A 16,959-nucleotide genomic window follows, 5' to 3' on the forward strand; every position below is an offset into this window, starting at 1 on the left:
TCAGAGCAGGCCGACGCACCGCGCCTGCGCGATGGCCGCACCGCGTGCGTTCACACCGAGCTTCTGGTAGATGCCGCGCAGATGCGTCTTCACCGTGTTCACCGAGACACCCAGGTCGGCGGCGATGCTGGTGGCGGTCAGTCCCGACGGAAGACGGCGCAGCACAACGAGTTCGGTGTCGGTGAGCCGTGGCGCGTCGGCCATGGCGCCACGGTGGGCACGCACGTGGTCGACGAAGGCGTCGTAGCGACCGAAGTGCGAACCCAGCCGGTCGAGCAGTTCGGCGGCACCCGGCACGTCCAGGAACGGACGGATCAGGTGTTCCCCGCCGGCGTGGGCAAGGGCCTGCTCGAAGGCGTCCTCGACCTTGCGCGGACGATCGAGATGATCGGCGGCGACCGCGATGAGCAGCCACGCGGCCACGGCCTGCCCGTCGGTGACCTCGCCGACCAGCGGCGTCAGCAGCGGCAGGACGGCGGCCGGGCGCTGGGTATGCAGGGCCAGGGCGGCTTCGGCCAGCTGGGTGTCGACGGTCTTGCCGAGCACCCGCGTCGCGTGGTCGACGAGGGCGCGCGCCTCGACCTTGGCGTGCACCCGCAGCAGCAGCCACAGCACCTCGGTGACCAGGTTTCCGGCACCGAGCAGCGCCGGGGCGTCGTCGAGCAGGTGGTGCAGGCGTCTGCTCAGCGCGGTGGCCGCGGCGGCACGGTCGATGGTGTCGTCGAAGGTGAGGACGCCGATGACGATGCCGGCCTGTCGCAGCAGGGCAGGCGTGGTCGTGTCGTCGGCCGACAGGTCGGGCAGCGGCTTGCCGTAAGCGCAACCCTGCCGGTGCGCGCCGTAGGCGGCGGTCACGCGGGCCATCGCGGCCTCCGACGATCCGGTGAGCCCGTAGCGATCAGCGCACTCGAGGGCTTGGGCGGCCAGCACCCGCAGCTCACCGACCCGGCCCGTGATGCCCGATGCCGCCGCGACCGCCGTGCGGGCCCGTACCGCGACGCGACCGAGTCCCGCCTCCTCGGCGTAGACGACCGCATGTCGCAAAGCCGCTGTGCCACTGACGATCCGGCCGCCGAACACTTCGGCCGCACCGCAGTGCAGCGCCACATAGCAGTCGAGATCGGTGTGACCGGTGACCGGCGGCAACGGCCACCGCATGGACGCCGAATCACCGGCCAGCACCGCCACACCCGCACTCACCGCATGATCGAGCGCGGCGATCCACTCGGCCGGAACCAGCGCCGACCCCGGCCACGAACCCACATGGGCCGCCTCCAAATACACTTCCGCCGCGGCGATCTCACCGTCTTCCACCGCGACGGCGGCGCGCAACAACCCGACGAACGTGTCGTCCGACAGGCCGGGTACCTGATCGAGGGCGTGCAACAGCAGGTGTCCCCGGCCGTCGAGCACCATCCGTACGCCCCACTCCCACAGGAACGACGCCAGCCCCGGCGCACCCGGTTCGGCGAGCACATGGTCCAGGGCGAACCCGGGCAGGGCGGCGCCGGTGAACCACTCGGCGAGGTGACGGTGCAACCCGGGCAGGCGTTCGGCCCTGGTGTGCGCGGCCTCGGCCAGCAGGTAGGCGCGCAGCAGCGGGTGATAGGTGTACCAGAGCTGCCCGTCGGTGGCGACCGTGTGCAGCGGGAAGCTGGCACGCAGTAGTTCGTCGAGGACGCGCGGCGCGTCCAGGCCGAGCAGTTCCTCGGCCATCGGCAGGCAGAACCGGGTGGGAACGGCTGTGGTGAGCAGGAATTCGACGGTGCGCGGGGGCAGTGTCTCGATCAGTTCGGCGACGAGGAAGTCGGCGACCGCGTGGGTGGGTGCGGCCAGTGCGGTCAGCGCGGTGGTCCGGTCGTCGGCACCGAGCGAGATGGCGGCGATCCGGACCAGGGCGGCCCAGCCGCGGGTGAGTTCGTGCAGGGCGGCGAGGTCGGTGTCGTCGAGGTGACAGTCGTGCTGGGCGAGCAGCTGGGCGACGCGATCCGGTGGCATGGCCAGGTCGTTCGCGCCGAGCCGGGTGAGCCTGCCCGCCAGGTCGAGCACGTGCCAGCGCAGCGGCGGTTCGAAACGGCCACCGAGCAGCACGGTGATCTTCGGTGGCAAGCGGGTGAGCAGGTACTCCAGGCCGGCGAGTTGCAGCGGGTCGGTGAGCAGGTGGACATCGTCGATGACGAGGACCGTCTCCTCGGTGTCGGCGAGTGCGGCGACGAGATCGGCGGCGCGGTCGGCAGGCGTGCGCAGGACACCGTCGGGAACGGCCGCGGCCGTCGGGTCGAGCGCTCGGGCCACGGCGGCGAGCAGGTCGGCGCCGGGGCTGGTGCACACCGTCAGCCACGCCAGCCGTGGCGCGGGCCTGGCGGTGTTCACCCAGTCGACCATGGCCACGGTCTTGCCGCTGCCCGCCGGTCCGCACACCAGCACGACGTGCCCCGGCGCGGTGCGGGCGCTGTCGAAGGCGGCGGTCGCCGCGTCACAGCGGACGGGGGCGAAAGACAGTTCGGGAACGCGGTCCTCGGTCCCACGGCCGGCCACAGCTATCGCGGAGCGTGCCATCACGAGCCTCCTGAACTCGAGTTCTCACCTGCCCCCGACATCGTGTGCGAGTTCGACGGTAGGCCACGCGGGCGCCACGAGTTTGCTGGTGACGACATCTCGACGCGCTCGTTACCAGATCGACGCAGGCTCTTTGCGTCGCCGCCCCCTCGGCGGCTCAGTCGGGCAGGCGTGACATTTCCAGCAGGGTGAGGCCGAGGGTGTCGATGCGCGCGAGAATCCCCCGCACGGCGGTGCTGTCGGCGACCGTGCCGAACAGGGTGGTCGTCCCGGCTGCGGCATGGTCGCTGGGAACGAGTTCGGGAAATGCCGCGAGCACACGATCGGACAGTTCGCCCTCGAGGACGAATTGATAGCGCAGTGGCCCGGACATGCTGCCAGTCTCGCAGCTCCCGCCGGAGCCTCACCTCATCCGAGGCGGGTGAAATCGACGATGGCCGACTATTTGCTGGGCAGGGCCTCGGCGAAGGCGACGCCACGGGTCACCCAGTCCCGCAGGGCGGCATCGTCATCGACCACCTCGGCACCGACATGTAACCAGCCGCTGAGCTCACGGCCACCCATCACCATCGGCGACACCAGTGACCCGTCGAGCAGCGCGTCGCCCTCGGCCGGGTCGACGCGCACCAGCAATCCCCCTCGGCCGCTGGCGGCGACGGCCATGTTGCCGCCGATCAGGAACGCGAGTCCACCGAACATCTTCTTCTCGGCGAGATCGGCCCGAGGGTAGACGATCTCCCGGATCCGCTCGGCGAGTTCCTCGTCGTATGCCATGGGCCGAGTATGCGCCGGGGCACCGACAGATTCGCTCCACTTTCCCGGCCGTAAAATTTTAAACACCTCTTTTTCTGTTTCCGGGACCTCGGCCGAACCGACTGGCTAATCTCGCGCTCACCACAGCTCGACAGGAGAACACCATGCAGATCCACCAGGCACGGCGCACCGGCTTCGGCCTCACCGCGTTCACGGCGATCGCGGCGGCGGCCGTGCTGACGGCACCGCAGGCCTCGGCGCTCGTCCAGAGCATCGCGGTGAGCGGCACCACCCACTACGTGGGCACCCCCTACACCGTGACGGCCGACGTCACCGCCACCTCGTTCCTGTTCAAGGTGACCTTCTCCGACAACGGCACGCAGATCGGTGAGCCGGTGGCGGTCAAGGACGGCAAGGCGACGATCACCTGGACACCGTCCACACCCGGCGCCCACGAGATCAAGGCGGTACAGGAACTCATCAGCTCCAAGACCGTCACCGTGCAGGTCTCCGAGAAGCCGACCACCCCGCCCGACGGTGGCAGCACCGGCTCCGCCGACCTGGGCGGACTGCTCACCGGTTCGGCGAGCTAGCTCCGGACACGACGACGGCCGCCACGTGCTGCGTGGCGGCCGTCGTCGTGTGTGGTTCAGATGCCGAGGGCGGCGGCGAACATCGGCCAGGAGTCGTGCACGTCGTCCTGCCAGTACGGCCAGGCGTGCGTGCCCGCGGCCCGGAAGCGGACATCGGCGGGGATACCGAGCTGACCGAGGCGTCCGACGAGCGGTCCCGAGCAGCTGCCGACGACGGCTTCCATGGTGCCGCCGACGAGTACCCGATCGAGCAGCACGCCGACATTGCCCGCGATGCTCGGATCGTTGAGCGCCTCGTGCGGCCCGGGGGCACCGTTGCCCGAGGACAGGTACACCGAGGTGCCACGCAACCGATCCGCGTGCAGCACCGGATCGTTGGCCACCCACGCCGGGTCGCCCGGTCCGCCCCACATGTTGTCGGCGTTGGCGCCGAAGGTGGCGAGCTGGGAGCGGACGAGGGTCTGTGCCAGCGGATTCGCGGTCTGCGTGCACCCGCTGAAGGCGCCGACCGCGCGGTAGCGGCCCGGGGCGGCGATGGCCAGGTTCAGCGCCGAAGTGGCCGACATCGACAGTCCCGCGACGCCGTTGGCACCGGTCATGCCGAAGCGGTCGTCGAGCAGCGGGGGCAGTTCGCTGGTGAGGAAGGTGGTCCACTTGTTGCGGCCGAGGACCGGATCGTCACGTTGCCAGTCGGTATACATGCTGGCCCGGCCGCCGATCGGGACGATCACATTCACCGGCTTGTCGGCGAAGAAGTCGACCACATCGGTGCGCCGCATCCACGGCCCGCCGCTCTCCCCGCCGTCGACGGCATTGAGCAGATACAGCGCGGGCGCACCCGGACCGGGATGCGACATCCACAGGGTGATCGGCCGGTTCATCGCCGCCGAATGGACGACGACCTCGAACTGCCTGCCGCCGAGCGGCCGGACCTCGAGGATCGATGAATTCGCCGATGCCGCAGGTGAGACCACCACACCGCAGCCGAGCAGGACAAGCAGACAGCACAACAGCCGACGCATGCGCACGAGTGTGCCGCATCGGCCCATGGATACCGCGCATTGACGGCGAATGTGTCCGTGTCGTCCCGTATGGGTGGGCTAGGGCGTTTCGGCCGGTACCCGGACGGCCCGGACCACGTCGGCGAGGACATCGTCGACCTCCGACGCGGCGACACCGAAGGTCGTGCGCAGGGCCGTGTCGTCGACCAGGAAGTCGCGGCGTGACATGTGCGCGGTCTCGAGCAGTTCCGGCCAGAACGGGTCGTCGCGGCCGAGTGCGAGCACCTCCTCGTCGGTCATTTCGGTGAGCACGGGGGCGGGTGCGTTCGCGAGCTCGGCGAGGCGGGTCGCGAGTGCGCGGATGCTCGTCGTGATCACCGGGGCGTGCCAGGCCCGACCCCAGGCCCGGTCGTCACGCGCCACGGCGACCAGCGCCCGTGCGGCGTCGCCGATCGCGGAGAACGCGTGCGCGAGATCGAGGCCCTGCGGCACGCTCGCGGGTTCACCCGCCAGTACCGCGGGCTGCACGAGCAGAGAGAACAGGGAGGCGGCGCCGACTCCGACGAACTGGCCCGCGCGCACCTCGGTGACGCGGATCCGGCCCGCCCGGTGGGCGTCGAGCGCATCGATCCACACCTGGGCGCGGACCCGGCCCTTGGCGCCGGTGGCCGTGAGCGGTGCGGTTTCGTCCACCACGCCGTCGACAGGGCCGTAGCCGTAGTGGTTGCCGAGCAGCACCAGGTCGGCCCCGACGTTTTCGGCCGCCGCCCTGATCGAATCGAACAGGGGCGGAAGGGTTTCCGGCCAGGTGTGATAGGCGGGCATGGCGCAGTTGAAGACGGTCCGGGCGCCACGGGCGAGTTCGGTCAGGGCGGCGGTGTCGTTGGCGTCGAGCGCGACCAGCTCCACATTCGGGTGGGTGGGGCCGAGCCCGCCCCGGCTCACCACGCGCACCCGCTCCCCCGCTTCGGCGAGCAGCAGTGCGGTGGCTGTCGCGACGCCGCCACGACCGACGATCACATTCATGGACACGGTATTTCCTTTCCCAGCAGGATGTTTCACCCAACGATGCCGTGCGGGGCCGGGCTACACTAGTGGCTGGAATGCCAGCTATCCCAAGGATCGAGCCATGAAGACAATCGCGGTGGTCGCCGTCGCGCCGGTGAAGGCATTCGACCTGTCCATGCCGGAGACCCTGATGGGTTCGGTACTCGTCGGCGGTGCACCCGGGTACCGGGTGGTGGTGTGTACGGCCGAGCCGGGTGTCCTGCCTTCTACGCCAGGCGGTTTCGATGTGGTCGTCCGGCACGGGCTCGAGGTGCTCGACGAGGCCGACACCGTGATAGTGCCGAGCACCGGCAGTCGCACCGGCGCCGATCCGGTCACTCTCGCCGCGCTGCGAGCGGCCGTCGCGCGGGGTGTGCACGTCACCTCGATCTGCAGTGGCGCTTTCGTGCTCGCGCAGGCGGGGTTGCTCGACGGGCGCACCGCGACGACGCACTGGGGACTGGCCGACGAACTGGCCACAGCTCATCCACTGGTAACGGTGCGGACGGACGCGCTGTTCATCGAGGACGGGCCGGTCACCACGGCGGCGGGGGCCGCGGCCGGGATAGACCTGTGCCTGCACCTGATCCGCACCGACTACGGCGCCACCGTCGCCAACGCGGCCGCGCGCGCCGCCGTGGTGACGCCGGTACGGCCCGGTGGCCAAGCCCAATTCGTCGACACCGCACTGCCTCCCGACGAAGACCTCTCCCTGTCGGCTACTCGTGCCTGGGCCATGCAGCGGCTCGACACTCCCCTGTCGCTACGCGATCTCGCCGCACACGCCCGGACCAGTGTGCGCACGCTGACCAGGCGGTTCCACGAGGAAACCGGACTCAGCCCACAGAAGTGGTTGCTGCATCAGCGCATTCATCGTGCGCGCGAACTGCTCGAATCGACGACGCTGTCGGTCGAGTCGGTCGCCCGGCACAGCGGAATGGGGACGGCGGAGTCGTTGCGCCAGCACATGATCCGTCAGCTCGGTGTGCCGCCGAGCACCTACCGTGCCAATTTCGCCACGGCCCGCTGAAGGGCATGCGGACTCCCGGCGAGGCCGACCACGAACCGGATGCGGCGGGTCGAAACGGTGCGTCAGCTCAGAAGCGCGGTGACGATCCGGTTCGCGTCGCGCAGGCGGGAGGCGGCGTTCGGGGTGCGCTCGAGGACCCAGACGCCCTGGAGGAAGACCAGCAGGAAGCGGGCCAGGGCGCGGGGATCGCTGGCGGGAGCGAGTTCGGCCTGGGCACGGGCTCGGGTGAGAGCGCCGGTCAGCGCGGTTTCGGTCCGCGCCCAACTGGATTCGACCGCCCGGGCGACCTCCTGGTCGCGGGCGGCCAGTTCCACCGCCGACGTGGTGACCAGGCAGCCGAGGAAGCGGTCCTCGCTGCACGACTCGCGCACGAACTGGTCGATCAGCGCACGCACGGCGGGCAGCGCCGGGCCGGGTACGGACAGCTGCGTGGTGACCCGTTCGTCGACGACCTCCAGGTGCCGCTGCAGTGCCCGCATGAACAGGTCGTGCTTGTTGCCGAAGGTGGCGTAGATGGAACCCCTGGCTATGCCGAGATGCTCGGTCAGATCGGCCATCGAGGTCGACTCGTACCCGCGCTCCCAGAACAGATCGAGTGCGCGGCCCAGTACCACATCGGGGTCGAATTCCTTGGTGCGCGCCACTGTTCGAGCCTAACAGCGCCGCTGGTCAGCGGGGTCCCGCGAGCGGGTACTGCGGGTAGGCCGGGCGGGCGGGCGCGAAGAAGGGCGCCGACTTCGGATTCCAGAGCAGCACGACGGCTCCGAGCCCGATGGCGAAACCCGCGAGGTTGAACGCCAGCGCTCCCGCGGTGACGCCCAGGTCCGCCACCACCCCGAGTACCGCGTAGAGCGTCGAGAGGACATTGAAGCCGAAGAATATGGTCGAGGTGATCCGCGCCCAGTTCTTCCCGGCCCGGCACGCGAACGCCATCCAGATCCACAGGCCCACAGTGATCAATGCCCCGACCACCGTCGCCCCGACCGTCGCGTATACGAGGACATCGAGACTCGAGCCGCGGAACATCCCATCCGAGGAGTCGAGAAGGGTCGTGCGAACGGTGTCGATATCGGTGAGCGAATACGCCCCGCCGAGAAACGCCACCGCCGCCCCGACCAGCATCACGATGAACGCCATCCGGATGTTCTCCGGAACCGCCCGCGGCTCGGTCTCCGCCGGCTCGGGCGCATACGCGGGATACGGCGCAGGGGGAAACACCGGCCCACCCGGCTGCCCACCGGCATAAGGCTGTCCTGGAGAAGCGCCGGGCGGGAACTGCGCACCGATCGCCTGCCCGGACGGATAGGTCTGCCCGCCCGGCTGCTGCCCGGAAACATTGGGCTGCCCCGGAGCAGCGCCAGGCGCGAACTGCCCGCCGATCGGCTGCCCGGGCACAGGCTGACCTACAGCGGGCGTCGGTGTCTGCGGCTGACCCGGCACATACGGGTGCTGACCCGACGCGAACGGAGCGGTAGCCGGGGCAGGCGGCTGCGGGACGGCCACCTCGTCGGCGGGATACGACGTCAGTTCGTTCGGCTCCTGCGCGTACTGCTTGTCGTCCGAACCGGACATGACCGGGTACCCCCTTCGATGGAAATCACACCACCCTATCGCGACCGGCACCCCACTGCCGCCTACGAAGCGGTGCCCACCGCACCTGCGCCCAGCTACCAGGCGACGGTTCCCTGATCGTCGAAGAAGCCGCCTCGAGGACCGTCGTCGGGGAGGGTGGCCAGGCGCAAGGCGATCGCGGCACCCTGCTCGGGCGTGCGTTCTCCGGCGAACCCGGTGAAGTCGGTGGCGACGTAGCCGGGGCAGGCCAGGTTCACGATGATGTTCGTGTCGGCGAACCTGCGAGCGTACTGCGCCGTGACGCTGTTGAGCATCGACTTGGAAGGTGCGTAGGCGGCCATGACTGGCCCGGTCCGCAGGGTCAGCGAACCCATATTGCTGGACATGTTGACGATCCGGGGCGCGGTGGCACGACTGAGCAGCGGGAGCATCGCGTTCGTCACCCGAATCACCCCGAGCACGTTCGTTTCCAGGACCGTGCGCAGGACATCGAGGTCCAGAGTCGTGGGGTCCTGCGCGCCGTCGTCGAACCGGCCGGCTATCCCGGCGTTGTTGACGAGCACGTCGAGTCGCCCGGCTCGTTTCTCGATGCTCGCGGCCGCGGCGGTGACACTCTCGTCGGAGGTGACGTCCAGGGCGACGCCGAACGCGTCTAGGCCGCCCGCACGCAACCGCGCCACGGCCTCCCCACGTCGGGCCTCGTCGCGTGCTCCCACCGCGACCGCGAAGCCGAGGGATCCGAGACCTTCGGCGATGGCGAAGCCGATGCCCTTGTTCGCGCCGGTGACCAGCGCTGTCTTGGTTTTGTTCACACACTCCATGCTCGGCGCGCGATATCCGTTGCGTCCAATATTGATCGGGTACCGCGAGATACCCGGCGGGTATCACCGGGTGGATACAGTGGGCGCGTGGACGACCTGGAGACTCGTGAGCTGCGGTACTTCGTGGCGGTGGCCGAGGAGCTGCACTTCGGGCGTGCTGCCCAGCGGCTCGGGATCGCGCAGCCGCCGCTCTCGCGGGCGATCCGGCAGCTGGAACGTCGGCTCGGCGTCCAGCTTCTCGACCGGGACCGGCGGGGCGTGGCGTTGACCGGCGCGGGCGATGTGCTGCTGCACGAAGCCCGCCTCGCCCTCGACGCGGTCGCGTCTGCTGCTCGACGGACCCGGCGGGCGGTGGATCGGCAACGACCCCTTGTGTTGGTGACGAAAGCCGGTGCGTCGCACGAGCTGCTACAACGGCTTCTCGCCGCGTCGGCTGCCCGCACCGATACGGCACCGGTGGAAGTTCTCTTGTGCGAGGTCGGTGAGCAGGCACGATTCCTGCGCAACGGGCGCGCGGACGTGGCCCTGATGCACCGGCCGGTCGATGACCTCGCCGGGTTCGACACCGAAGACATCTGCACCGAGGGCCAGGTCGCCCTCCTCCCGGCGGGGCATCCGCTCGCCGCACGTCCGCAGCTGACTCTCGCGGACGTGGCCGACGTGCCCGGCCTCCCCATCGCGCGATGGCCCCGGCTCGACGGCTCCTACCCCGACGGGCCCGGGCCCGAAGTGCGCACCCAGTCACAACTCGCGCAGCTCGTGGCACTCGGCAAGACCCTGCTCGTCATCCCGGCCTCGAGCCGTGCCTGGCAGTGGCCCGACCATGTCGCGGTGCCCGTCGTCGATGCCCCGGAGATCACCACCGTCCTCGCCTGGCCTGCCGACAACCGCGCACCGGCCCTCGCCGCACTGGCCCGAGCCGCGGCCGAGGTTCGAACCATGCCACCAGCTGCGGCCCAGAAAGCGGCAAGGTAACGGACGACCGCCGGTACAAGATGCCTAGCGGACGGCTGCGGGTACGGAACCGCCGGCAGACGACAGCGGGCACAGCACAGTGGCGGACGATCGCGCGTGTGTTCGCGACGTGTCCGAAAGCGCAAGTCCTAGTGGACGTTCGCGCGGGCGAGTTCGTGAGCGGCGGTGCGGTAGCGGTCGGCGATGAGACGGACGACCGCGGGGTGGACGCCGATCGGTTCGGCGACACCATCGGCGCCCGCGTCGTGCAGACGCTGGTGGAACAGGCCGTGGGCCAGCAGGTACGACGCGATGAACACCCGCTGTGCGCCCGATTCGCGCAGGGCGGCGACGACTTCCGGGACGCGCGGGGCACCGGTGGCCACATAGGCGATCCGCACCGGTGCGGCGAGCTGCTCGGCGAGCATTCCCGCCGCGCGCCGGACATCTTGGCGCGCACGGGAATCCGACGAACCGGCGGCCGCGAAGACCACCGCGTCACCGGGCTGCCAGCCGGCCGCGCGCAGGCGCATCGCCATGATCCTGGTCAGTGCGGGATCAGGACCCATGGCGGGGGTCACCGCGACGGCGACGTGTCCGCTCTCGGCCACCTCACGCGGAACATCTTGGTACACGTGGTAACCCGACGCCAGGAACGCCGGCACCACCACGGCCGGTCCGTCGAGGTCACGCAGCACCTCCGACGGCGACGGGCCGAGCACATCGACGAACGCGGTGCGCAGCAACGGGTTCGGGCCGGAGGTGTCCATGCCGCAGCCCAGCTCGGCGCCGACCGCGTCGGCGAGGGCCGCGATCATCTCCACCCCGCGCGCGCTACGGGTGCCGTGCGCGACGAGCACGAGGGCCGGCTCACCCGGCCGCGCCGCGCTCACCACACCCCGATCGTCTGGGTCCGCGCCGACCGCGCGGGAGTGCCGATGCCTGCGGCGTGCGGCGGCTGCACCGGCGGACGCGACGGCGCGTCGGAGCAGTCGGCCGCGTCGAGAGCCAGGCGGTAACCACGCTTCACCACGGTCTGAATGGCTTTCGGTGTGCCGAGTCCCGCGCGCAGGCGGGCGATCGCGGTTTCCACCGCATGGGTGTCGTCGCCACCGCCGGGCAGCGCCGACAGCAGATCCTCGCGCGAGACCACCCGACCGGGCTGACGCGCCAGCGACCGCATCAACGCCATCGGCGCCGGTGCGAGCTGACGCACCTCACCGTCGACGACGACGCAGCCACCGCGCACGCTGATGAGGTGCCCGGCCGCGTAGATCCGGTTGGCCCGGCGCGGCAGTTCCTCGGCCACGTGGCGGGCGAGCGCACCGAGCCGTGCCCGGCCGGGCATGGTCGTCGGCACACCGAGTTCTTCCAGCGGGGCGGCGGTGATCGGGCCGACACAGGCGGCGAGCACCCGTCCGCGCAGGGCGTGCAGCACCGACTCGAGCAGCCCGGTTTCCTTGGCGCGCATGAGAAGTGAGGCCACGGCGGGGGCGCTGGTGAAGGTGACGCAGTCGAGGCTGCCGGAGATGATCGCGTCGATCATCGAGTCCATCGGGCCGCGATCGGCGGGCGGTTCCCACCGGTACACGGGCACCGGAACCACGTCGGCGCCCGCACAGCGCAGCACCTCGCAGAAGTCGGGCACCGGCTCCCACTCGGTGGTCGCGCCGTGCAACTGCACGGCGATGCGCACGCCCTCGACGCCCTCGGCGAGCAGGTGGTCGAGCACCTCGGCCGACGACTCGGACGCGGGCGACCACTCTTCGCGCAGCTCAGCGGCCCGGATGGCGCCCTTGGCCTTGGGGCCGCGGGCGAGCATGCGGGTGGCGGCGAGGGTGTCACGCAGCGTCTCGGCCAACCCCCAGCCCTCGGCGGCCTCCATCCAGCCACGGAAACCGATGCCGGTGGTGGCCACGGTGATCGCGGGCGGGTCGGCGATGAGCTGTTCGGTGACCCGCTCGAGTTCGGTGTCGTCGGCGAGCGGGATGATGCGGATGGCGGGCGCACTCACCACGGTGGCGCCACGGCGGGTGAGCAGGGTGCCGAATTCCTCGGCGCGACGAGCAGCGGTGATACCGATGGTGAAACCGGCGAGACAGGGTCCCGCTTCGGGCACAGAATTCATGAAGTCACCGGTTCGTTCGACACCGAGACGATGCCTGCGTCGAGTCGCACGGCATACACCGGCAGCGACTGGGTCTCGTCGTCGAGGCAGCGGCCGTCGATCAGCGAGAAGGCCTGCTTGAGCAGGGGCGACGCGACCACGGGTACCCCGCCCCGGTCGCCGACGATGCCGCGCGACATGACCGCGGCCCGGCCGAACGGATCGACATTGCCGACGGCGGCCAGCGTGCCGTCGGGTAGCAGGAACAGGGCGGCCTGCTTGCCGCCGTCGAGCAGGACCGCAACGCCGCGTCCCGGAATAAGGAAATCGAGTCGGCACGCCTGGGTCCAGGTCGTGGTCTCGGTGGTGATGGTGGGTGTGTCGATAACGGTCATCGGTTCCTCCTCCGAACGCCTTACCTATTGGTACAGGCGCCCTGTTTCCACAGGGTTAAGCGCTTATTTCCCGGCTGCTGCTGTGTCGGAGCCAACACCGACCGGCATCCCGGGCAGACCCAACAGCACAGGTACCTTGCGTTCGCCGCTCTCGTCGAAGGCGATCGTCGGATCGGCCTCGTCAGGGGCATTGACGAAGGAGACGAAACGCGACAGCTTGTTCTCGTCCTCGAGCACGGCGGCCCACTCGTCCTTGTAACCGTCGACATGCTTGGCCATGGCGGCCTCGAGGTCGGCGGCGATGCCGAGGCTGTCGTCGCACACGACGGCCTTGAGGTAGTCCATGCCGCCTTCGAGGGCCTCCTGCCAGGGCGCGGTGCGCTGCAGGCGGTCGGCGGTGCGGATGTAGAACATCAGGTAGCGGTCGATGTAGCGGATCAGGGTCTCGTCGTCCAGGTCGCCCGCTAGCAGCACGGCGTGCTTGGGGGTGAGACCGCCGTTGCCGCCGACATAGAGGTTCCAGCCGTTCTCGGTGGCGATCACGCCGACATCCTTGCCACGGGCTTCGGCGCATTCGCGCGCGCAGCCCGATACGGCCAGCTTCAGCTTGTGCGGCGAACGCAGACCCCGGTAGCGCTTCTCGAGCAGCACAGCCATGCCGACCGAGTCCTGCTGGCCGTAGCGGCACCAGGTGGAACCGACGCAGCTCTTCACGGTGCGCAGCGACTTGCCGTAGGCGTGCCCGGACTCCATGCCCGCGTCGACCAGGCGCTTCCAGATCAGCGGCAGCTGCTCGACGCGCGCGCCGAACAGGTCGATGCGCTGACCGCCGGTGACCTTCACGTACAGGTCGAATTCCTTGGCGACCTCGCCGATCACGATCAGCTGTTCGGCGGTCACCTCACCACCGGGCATGCGCGGCACCACCGAGTAGGTGCCGTTCTTCTGCAGGTTGGCCAGGAAGTGGTCGTTGGTGTCCTGCAGCGCCGCCTGCTCGCCCTCGAGGATGTGGTCGCTCGAGGTGGAGGCGAGGATCGAGGCGACGGTCGGCTTGCAGATATCGCAGCCCGAGCCCTTGCCGTGCTTGGCGATCAGCTCCGAGAAGGTGCGGATACCGGTGACATTGACGATGTCGAACAGTTCGGCACGCGACTGCTCGAAGTGCTCACACAGCGCCTTCGACAGCGCGACACCGGACTGCTCCAGCAGCTTCTTGATCATCGGCACACAACCACCGCAGGAGGTGCCCGCGTTGGTGCAGCCCTTCACGGCCGGGATGTCACAGGCGCCCTCGGCGATGGCGCCGCAGATGGCGCCCTTGCTCACGTTGTTGCAGGAGCAGATCTGCGCGTCGTCGGGCAGCGCGTCGGCACCGAGCTCGGCACCGGCCGGGGAGATGAGCGAGGCCGGGTCGGCGGGCAGCGGACGCCCGACCAGCGGGCGCAGCGCGGCGTAGGCCGACGCGTCGCCGACCAGGATGCCGCCGAGCAGGATCTCGGCGTCGTCGGAGACGACGAGCTTGGCGTAGGTGCCCTTGGCGGCGTCGTGCAGCACCACCGACAGCGCGCCCTCGGTGGTGGCGTGCGCGTCGCCGAAGGAGGCCACGTCGACGCCCATCAGCTTCAGCTTGGTCGACATGTCGGCACCGGGGAACTCACCAGCACCGCCCAGCAGGCGGTCGGCGACGATCTCGGCGGTGGTGTAACCGGGCGCGACCAGGCCGTAGCAGACACCCTCGACGGCGGCGCACTCACCGATCGCGTAGATGTCGGGGTCCGAGGACCGCAGGCCGAGGTCGGTGAGAATGCCTCCGCGCGGGCCGATTTCGAGCCCGGCGTCCTTGGCGACGGAGTCGTGCGGGCGGATACCGGCGGAGAACACCACCAGCGAGGCGTGGATCTCGGACTCGTCGGACAGGTGCAGCTTGACCCCGCCGGTCTCCTCCTCGATCGACTCGATCTTGGCGGTGCCCACCCCGGTGTGCACGTTCAGGCCGATGTCGGAGACCAGCTTCTCCAGGATCGCGCCACCACCGGCGTCGACCTGGGCGGGCATCAGGCGGTCGTTGTACTCGATGACGTGCGGGGTCATGCCCATCAGGCGCAGCGCGTTGGCCGCCTCCAGGCCGAGCAGGCCACCGCCGATCACGACACCGTGCGCACCGGGGCCGGCCTTCTCGGCCGCGGCGCGGATGCCGTCGAGGTCATCGATGGTGCGGTAGACGAAGCACTCGGGCAGGTCGTGGCCCGGCACCGGCGGCACGAAGGCGTAGGAACCGGTGGCCATCACCAGCGCGTCGTAGGCGATGACGTCGCCGGTGGAGGTGGTGACGGTCTTGGCCGCGCGGTCGATGGCCTCGCCGCGCTGGCCGAGGCGCAGCTCCACCAGCTCGTCGCCGTCGTACATGTTGCCCGGCAGGGCCAGGTCGTCGGGGTTCCAGTTGCCGACGTAGTAGGACAGGCCGACGCGGTCGTAGGCGGGCAGCTTCTCCTCGGAGAGCACGACCACGCGCCACTGTCCGGCGTCGTCGCGCGAGCGAAGGGCCTCGACGAAGCGGTGTCCGACCATGCCGTGGCCGACCACGACCACTGTCTTGCGAATGCTGTTCATGAGAGTGACCTCCTGGATTGTGGTCGGTTGTCAGCGAGCCGACGAAGTGGTTTCGGCCTCGAGGACCAGGGATTCGGCCTCGGCCACGACATCGGAGTCGACGGCGGCCCGGGGGCGGCGCAGGAACACCGTCCAGGTGACCGCGGCGCAGACCACGTAGAAGGCGAGGAACACCCAGAACGCGGTGGTCGCCGAGGCGGTGCTTGCGTAGGAGGAGCGGAGCACCATGTTGATGCCGACGCCGCCGAGTGCACCGATGGCACCGACGAAACCGATCAGGGCGCCGGAGGTGTTCTGCGACCACGCGGCCTGTTCGGCGCGCGGCAGCGGCAGGCTCTTGGACTTGGCCTCGAACACCGACGGGATGATCTTGGTGACGGCGCCGTTGCCGAAACCCGACAGGATGAACAGCGCGATGAATCCGGCGACCAGGATCGTCATGGTCGATCCGGTGGCGATGCCGTTGTTGCGGTCGGCCAGCGTCGACGCGAAGATCACGACAAGAGCGGCGGCCATCATGGCGCAAAAGGTGGCGATGGTGACCTTGCTGCCACCGATGCGGTCGGCCATCTTGCCGCCGTAGGGGCGGGCGAGCGAACCGAGCAGCGGGCCGATGAACGCGATCGAGGCGGCGTGGATGGCGGCCTGGGTCGCGGTGTCACCACCGGCCTTGAAGCTGATCTGCAGGATCTGGCCGAAGGCGAAGCTGTAGCCGATGAACGAACCGAAGGTGCCGATGTAGAGGAAGGCGATGGCCCAGGACTGCGGCACGCGCAGGGCCTTGAGCATGTAGGACATGTCGGCCTTCTGGTTGGTCAGGTTGTCCATGTACAGCGCGGCACCGACCGCGGTGACACCGACCAGAACCAGGTAGACCGCGCAGATCACGTAGGCGTAGTCGCCACCGAGGGTGACCAGCACGAGCAGGCCGAGCAGCTGGATCACCGGCACGCCGATGTTGCCGCCACCGGCGTTCATGCCGAGCGCCCAGCCCTTGAGCCGCTGCGGGTAGAAGGCGTTGATGTTGGTCATCGAGGAGGCGAAGTTGCCGCCACCGAAGCCGGCGAACGCGGCGACGATCAGGAACGTGGTGTAGGAGGTGCCCGGCTGGTTGACGAAGTACAGCGTCAGCAACAGCGGGATCACCAGCATGAACGCGCTGAAGATGGTCCAGTTGCGACCACCGAAGCGGGCCGTGGCCACCGTGTACGGAATGCGCAGGAACGCGCCGACGAGGGTGGGCATGGCGACGAGGAAGAACTTGCCCGCCGGATCGATGCCGAACTTGTCGGTGGGCATGAACAGCACCATCACCGACCAGATGGACCACACCGAGAAACCGATGTGCTCGGCGAACACCGACCAGATCAGGTTGCGCTTGGCAATGTCCTTGCCGCCGGCCTCCCAGGCCGCGACATCTTCGGCATCCCAGTGCTCGATGTCGTGGTTACGCTTCAGCGTGCTCAAGTTGGGCCTCCCAAAAGTGCGATGGCCCAACGGTAGGAAATGGGTATTGC

General features: G+C 69.4%; 16 protein-coding genes. 3 read left to right on the plus strand and 13 right to left on the minus strand.

Features of this window, described 5'->3' with window-relative positions; genetic code table 11:
* From AB0I35_RS11735 to AB0I35_RS11745, 3 genes are all read right to left on the minus strand, one after another.
* Positions 1-2,559: a LuxR C-terminal-related transcriptional regulator gene (locus tag AB0I35_RS11735; RefSeq protein ID WP_357395757.1), complete on the minus strand. Its 2,559-nt coding sequence runs from the start codon at positions 2,557-2,559 to the stop codon at positions 1-3.
* Positions 2,560-2,716: 157 nt separating this feature from the next.
* Positions 2,717-2,932, minus strand: coding sequence for a hypothetical protein (locus tag AB0I35_RS11740; RefSeq protein ID WP_357395759.1), 216 nt, complete (start codon positions 2,930-2,932; stop codon positions 2,717-2,719).
* Positions 2,933-3,000: 68 nt separating this feature from the next.
* The gene (locus AB0I35_RS11745) at positions 3,001-3,333 is read right to left on the minus strand and encodes a TfoX/Sxy family protein (protein ID WP_357395760.1); all 333 of its coding nucleotides are present in this window, start codon (positions 3,331-3,333) and stop codon (positions 3,001-3,003) included.
* A 143-nt stretch (positions 3,334-3,476) separates the two neighbouring features.
* Between AB0I35_RS11745 and AB0I35_RS11750 the strand changes: the two genes are divergently transcribed.
* The gene (locus tag AB0I35_RS11750; protein WP_357395761.1) at positions 3,477-3,905 is read left to right on the plus strand and encodes an Ig-like domain-containing protein; all 429 of its coding nucleotides are present in this window, start codon (positions 3,477-3,479) and stop codon (positions 3,903-3,905) included.
* A 56-nt stretch (positions 3,906-3,961) separates the two neighbouring features.
* Here AB0I35_RS11750 and AB0I35_RS11755 read toward each other — a convergent pair whose 3' ends face one another.
* Positions 3,962-4,927 (minus strand): alpha/beta hydrolase family protein, encoded by a 966-nt coding sequence (locus AB0I35_RS11755; RefSeq protein ID WP_357395763.1) that lies wholly within the window; start codon positions 4,925-4,927, stop codon positions 3,962-3,964.
* 78 nt (positions 4,928-5,005) lie between these two features.
* Complete coding sequence (locus AB0I35_RS11760; protein WP_357395764.1) at positions 5,006-5,938, minus strand: NAD-dependent epimerase; 933 nt, start codon at positions 5,936-5,938, stop codon at positions 5,006-5,008.
* 97 nt (positions 5,939-6,035) lie between these two features.
* On the opposite strand from AB0I35_RS11760, the gene AB0I35_RS11765 reads away from it, so the two are divergent.
* Positions 6,036-6,983 (plus strand): helix-turn-helix domain-containing protein, encoded by a 948-nt coding sequence (locus tag AB0I35_RS11765; RefSeq protein WP_357395765.1) that lies wholly within the window; start codon positions 6,036-6,038, stop codon positions 6,981-6,983.
* A gap of 62 nt (positions 6,984-7,045) precedes the next feature.
* Here the strand turns inward: AB0I35_RS11765 and AB0I35_RS11770 are convergent, their stop codons facing one another.
* The 3 genes from AB0I35_RS11770 to AB0I35_RS11780 form a co-directional block, all read right to left on the minus strand.
* Positions 7,046-7,627, minus strand: coding sequence for a TetR/AcrR family transcriptional regulator (locus AB0I35_RS11770; protein ID WP_357395767.1), 582 nt, complete (start codon positions 7,625-7,627; stop codon positions 7,046-7,048).
* Positions 7,628-7,652: 25 nt separating this feature from the next.
* Entirely contained in the window at positions 7,653-8,555 is a 903-nt protein-coding gene (locus tag AB0I35_RS11775; RefSeq protein WP_357395768.1) for a hypothetical protein, read from the minus strand.
* A 95-nt stretch (positions 8,556-8,650) separates the two neighbouring features.
* The gene (locus AB0I35_RS11780) at positions 8,651-9,376 is read right to left on the minus strand and encodes an SDR family oxidoreductase (RefSeq protein ID WP_357395769.1); all 726 of its coding nucleotides are present in this window, start codon (positions 9,374-9,376) and stop codon (positions 8,651-8,653) included.
* A gap of 87 nt (positions 9,377-9,463) precedes the next feature.
* On the opposite strand from AB0I35_RS11780, the gene AB0I35_RS11785 reads away from it, so the two are divergent.
* A complete protein-coding gene (locus AB0I35_RS11785; RefSeq protein ID WP_357395770.1) occupies positions 9,464-10,351 on the plus strand; it encodes a LysR family transcriptional regulator in 888 nt (295 codons plus the stop codon).
* Between the two features lie 128 nt (positions 10,352-10,479).
* Here AB0I35_RS11785 and AB0I35_RS11790 read toward each other — a convergent pair whose 3' ends face one another.
* The 5 genes from AB0I35_RS11790 to AB0I35_RS11810 all read right to left on the minus strand — a co-directional run bounded on the left by AB0I35_RS11790 (position 10,480) and on the right by AB0I35_RS11810 (position 16,909).
* Positions 10,480-11,226 carry a sirohydrochlorin chelatase gene (locus tag AB0I35_RS11790; RefSeq protein ID WP_357395772.1) on the minus strand — a complete coding sequence of 249 codons (747 nt, stop codon included), beginning with the start codon at positions 11,224-11,226 and terminating at the stop codon, positions 10,480-10,482.
* On the minus strand, positions 11,220-12,458 hold the full coding sequence (locus AB0I35_RS11795; RefSeq protein ID WP_357395773.1) for a uroporphyrinogen-III synthase: 1,239 nt from the start codon (positions 12,456-12,458) through the stop codon (positions 11,220-11,222). Before AB0I35_RS11795 ends, AB0I35_RS11790 begins: the two co-directional genes overlap by 7 nt.
* Complete coding sequence (gene nirD / locus AB0I35_RS11800; RefSeq protein ID WP_067491499.1) at positions 12,455-12,832, minus strand: nitrite reductase small subunit NirD; 378 nt, start codon at positions 12,830-12,832, stop codon at positions 12,455-12,457. Before nirD ends, AB0I35_RS11795 begins: the two co-directional genes overlap by 4 nt.
* Before the next feature lie 63 nt (positions 12,833-12,895).
* On the minus strand, positions 12,896-15,442 hold the full coding sequence (nirB, locus tag AB0I35_RS11805; protein WP_357395774.1) for a nitrite reductase large subunit NirB: 2,547 nt from the start codon (positions 15,440-15,442) through the stop codon (positions 12,896-12,898).
* A 30-nt stretch (positions 15,443-15,472) separates the two neighbouring features.
* Positions 15,473-16,909 carry a nitrate/nitrite transporter gene (locus AB0I35_RS11810; protein ID WP_357395775.1) on the minus strand — a complete coding sequence of 479 codons (1,437 nt, stop codon included), beginning with the start codon at positions 16,907-16,909 and terminating at the stop codon, positions 15,473-15,475.
* Positions 16,910-16,959 lie beyond the last annotated feature (50 nt).

This window comes from Nocardia sp. NPDC050378 (genome assembly GCF_040655675.1).
Classification (GTDB): domain Bacteria; phylum Actinomycetota; class Actinomycetes; order Mycobacteriales; family Mycobacteriaceae; genus Nocardia; species Nocardia coubleae.

What these genes read in the sequence shown, in the direction of transcription:
- AB0I35_RS11735 (WP_357395757.1), bottom strand. Translation starts at nt 2,559, where the DNA reads ATGGCACGCTCCGCGATAGCTGTGGCCGGCCGTGGGACCGAGGACCGC.
- AB0I35_RS11740 (WP_357395759.1), bottom strand. Translation starts at nt 2,932, where the DNA reads ATGTCCGGGCCACTGCGCTATCAATTCGTCCTCGAGGGCGAACTGTCC.
- AB0I35_RS11745 (WP_357395760.1), bottom strand. Translation starts at nt 3,333, where the DNA reads ATGGCATACGACGAGGAACTCGCCGAGCGGATCCGGGAGATCGTCTAC.
- AB0I35_RS11750 (WP_357395761.1), top strand. Translation starts at nt 3,477, where the DNA reads ATGCAGATCCACCAGGCACGGCGCACCGGCTTCGGCCTCACCGCGTTC.
- AB0I35_RS11755 (WP_357395763.1), bottom strand. Translation starts at nt 4,927, where the DNA reads ATGCGTCGGCTGTTGTGCTGTCTGCTTGTCCTGCTCGGCTGCGGTGTG.
- AB0I35_RS11765 (WP_357395765.1), top strand. Translation starts at nt 6,036, where the DNA reads ATGAAGACAATCGCGGTGGTCGCCGTCGCGCCGGTGAAGGCATTCGAC.
- AB0I35_RS11775 (WP_357395768.1), bottom strand. Translation starts at nt 8,555, where the DNA reads ATGTCCGGTTCGGACGACAAGCAGTACGCGCAGGAGCCGAACGAACTG.
- AB0I35_RS11780 (WP_357395769.1), bottom strand. Translation starts at nt 9,376, where the DNA reads ATGGAGTGTGTGAACAAAACCAAGACAGCGCTGGTCACCGGCGCGAAC.
- AB0I35_RS11795 (WP_357395773.1), bottom strand. Translation starts at nt 12,458, where the DNA reads ATGAATTCTGTGCCCGAAGCGGGACCCTGTCTCGCCGGTTTCACCATC.
- nirD (WP_067491499.1), bottom strand. Translation starts at nt 12,832, where the DNA reads ATGACCGTTATCGACACACCCACCATCACCACCGAGACCACGACCTGG.
- nirB (WP_357395774.1), bottom strand. Translation starts at nt 15,442, where the DNA reads ATGAACAGCATTCGCAAGACAGTGGTCGTGGTCGGCCACGGCATGGTC.